This window comes from Mycoplasma zalophidermidis, assembly GCF_018913985.1.
Taxonomy (GTDB): Bacteria; Bacillota_I; Bacilli_A; order Mycoplasmatales; family Metamycoplasmataceae; genus Mycoplasmopsis; species Mycoplasmopsis zalophidermidis.
The window spans coordinates 1-2,844 of the sequence record NZ_JAHMHK010000012.1 but is presented as its reverse complement, the minus strand read 5'-3'; the positions used below and the strand labels follow the sequence as shown (position 1 = coordinate 2,844).

The following is a 2,844-nucleotide window of genomic DNA, read 5'->3' as shown; positions in this document are numbered from 1 at the left end:
GACTATATGAAATTATTTCAAAAGATATAACAGGCAATCAATTTAATGAGCTTTGATTAAACCCTAAAGTTGTTAAATAATGTTTATGTAGCTTACTTCACAAACCGACATTTTATTGTCGGTCAAATGTAAAAAAACCAAAAAGAAAAATTTATGAAATATTTTAAAAAATTTCTTCGCGCGTAAGAAAAAGCAGTGTACAATAAGTATGTAAAAGCCTTGAAATATAGGCAACTATTTTGTAGGGAGTTTAGAAATAAACTTGCTCCTACCTTAAAAAATGAGCGGTTATTTAGTAAAATAAATAATGTCTGGCTAAGTCTCCGACGAAGAGCGGTTAAAAGAACTAATGGAAACATTAGTTCTTTTAATGCAATTTTATTATGATAAAGTTTAAAAATATAATCGTCAATTCTCAAAAGATAAAGAAAAAGCAACTATTAAGTTTGCTTTTGTACTTTTTGTTTGTTGTAGAATTTTTTTCAGTACGTTGTTTTTTATTTATATACATACAATATATTATTTCTATTAATTTAAAATTCCGAACATATCATCAGTTAATTTATTAAAACTTTTGTTCGCTAGTAATAATAATTGTTTTATTTCTTCCTTTGATTTAGAAACTGGGAATATTTTAAAACCATAAGTAAAAACCAATTTTGATAAAGTTATGCTTTGTGTACTTCTCACATTTTTTCCTTCATTTTTGAAAGCATTCACTTTTTGTTCTAGAAATTCACCTATCTTTTTGTTTTGTCCATAACATATAAATAATAAATCACTTGCACCTTTTCATACCGCTAACGCTAAGTAAAGTCTAGGGTCTTGAAACGCTTTCGCTTTTTCAAGTGTTGTGTCATTAAATGTTGCTTGTCAAGAATCAGATGAAAAACTAGCATCTTTAACTTCAAGATATATTTTTTTGTTCTCTTTTTTACAATCAAAGCCGTGTTTTCTGATGTTAACCAAACCATATCCTAAAACATTTCCGACAATTGAGTCCCTTAATTCATTTATAAATGTATCTGTATCATTTTTATTGTATTTTTGTTGAACTAAATTTATTTGTTGTAAAACGTCAACACCTTCTTTTACAAAACGTAAATCGATTTTTTTAAATTCGCCTTTATCAAAAAGTTCTTCAAGTTTTCTTTCTATTTCATTCATTTATTTACCTTCCTTTTTAAGATTAAATATATTCTAAATCGTAATCTTTAGTTTTGATATATCTGTTAACTCTAAAAAGAAGTATATCGCTAATAAAAGGCTTGACACCTAAATCCATACATTTTTTATAAACAGAAGTATTAGTTTTAACTGGTTCTTTGGTTTGAATAAGAATGTATTTATTATTCCTTTTTTCTAATGAATTAAGTTCATAAACAGCTTGGGCAGTTGTTCCCGAACCAGCAAAATAATCCAAAACAACATCATCATCATTTGTTGATATTCTAATCAAAAATTTAATTAGTTCAACAGGTTTGGGAGTATCGAATAAACCAGCTAAACCTATTTTCTTTAAATCATTCGTTCCTTGTCTTGAAAAATAATTCAAGACTGATTGAGCATTTTCTGTTGCCTCCTCTAAATATTTTTTGGAATAAGGACGGCCGTCTTTAAAAACAAGTCTTTTCTCCTTGTATAGTTCAATAAATTTTTTATCGCTTGCTCAACCTCTAGATTTTAAAGGTTTTAAATCCAAATTTATTTCTGGAATTGAAACTGATTTTGGGTTATTTGGTGTTGATAAATCCATTGCGAAATATATTCTAGAATTTTCATCAATATTTGAATAATTTTTTAACCAAGTTTGATTAGAATTCTTAACTTCATTGTTTATTATTTTTTTAAATTTTTTGTTAGCTATTTCTAATGAATTATTTTTAACTAACTCCGTTGCTATACAATTGAGTTTTTTAAACAGCTTTTTATTTTCGGGAATATCCATTCTTTTCACTTCAAATTGCCGTGTTTTCTTTTTATTTTTACCATAACACAAAACATATTCGTGAGTTGTGTTTATGTGTATTGCATTGCTTCTTTTAGATTGGTTTGTAATAAAAGTACCAATATAGTTTCTTTTGCCAAATATTTCATCGCACAATACTTTTAAATTGGCATATTCATTATCATCGATACTTATAAAAATGACTCCCGTTTCTTTTAAAAACTTTTTAGATTCAATTAATCTCAATTTCATCATTTCTATCCAGTCTGAAGTATTTATATTATCTTTATAGCTTTTAACATTAAGAGTATTATATGGGGGGTCAATGTAAATAGTCTGTATTTTATTTTGGAATTCAGTCATATATTTGGAACTCATAACCTCCAAGTTATCTCCAATAAAAATTTTATTATTCATATTTCCTCCTTGTTTCCATAAATATCACATCAACTTTATGGTTTTTGCCTAAACTCAACTCATTAAGATAAAGATGGTAAATGTTCTTACTTGCCTTATGTAAATTCCTTATCATTTGTTTTCGTCATAAAAAAATGACAGGTTGATAGCCAAACAACAGCCCCTGCCTTTCGTTCTCTAAAGCAACCTTATTTTTTGAAGTGCGGCAATGCTCGCAAGTTGGGTTGTTCCACTTATATCACACTTTTGGATTATACAACATTTTTAATTATATAACAAAAATAACGATAAACATTTATAATTAAAGTATGAGAAAAAACAAACTTAAAAAAAATATTATACTATCAATACCCACAACTGCCGTTTTAGCCACAACGATGTTTTCCTCATCCTGTTTTAATAGCAAAAATAATGAATCCTTTAAACATCAAACACAAGGTCGTACTGGTAAACCTGATACTTCAAATATAACTCCATCA

2 protein-coding genes are annotated in these 2,844 nt (G+C 27.3%); both read right to left on the bottom strand.

Going from position 1 to position 2,844, the window contains the following annotated elements; translation table 4 throughout:
* Window positions 1-528: 528 nt before the first annotated feature.
* Window positions 529-1,167, bottom strand: coding sequence for a hypothetical protein (locus tag KQ878_RS03640; protein ID WP_216567965.1), 639 nt, complete (start codon window positions 1,165-1,167; stop codon window positions 529-531).
* Between the two features lie 22 nt (window positions 1,168-1,189).
* Window positions 1,190-2,365: a site-specific DNA-methyltransferase gene (locus KQ878_RS03635; protein ID WP_216567964.1), complete on the bottom strand. Its 1,176-nt coding sequence runs from the start codon at window positions 2,363-2,365 to the stop codon at window positions 1,190-1,192.
* Window positions 2,366-2,844 lie beyond the last annotated feature (479 nt).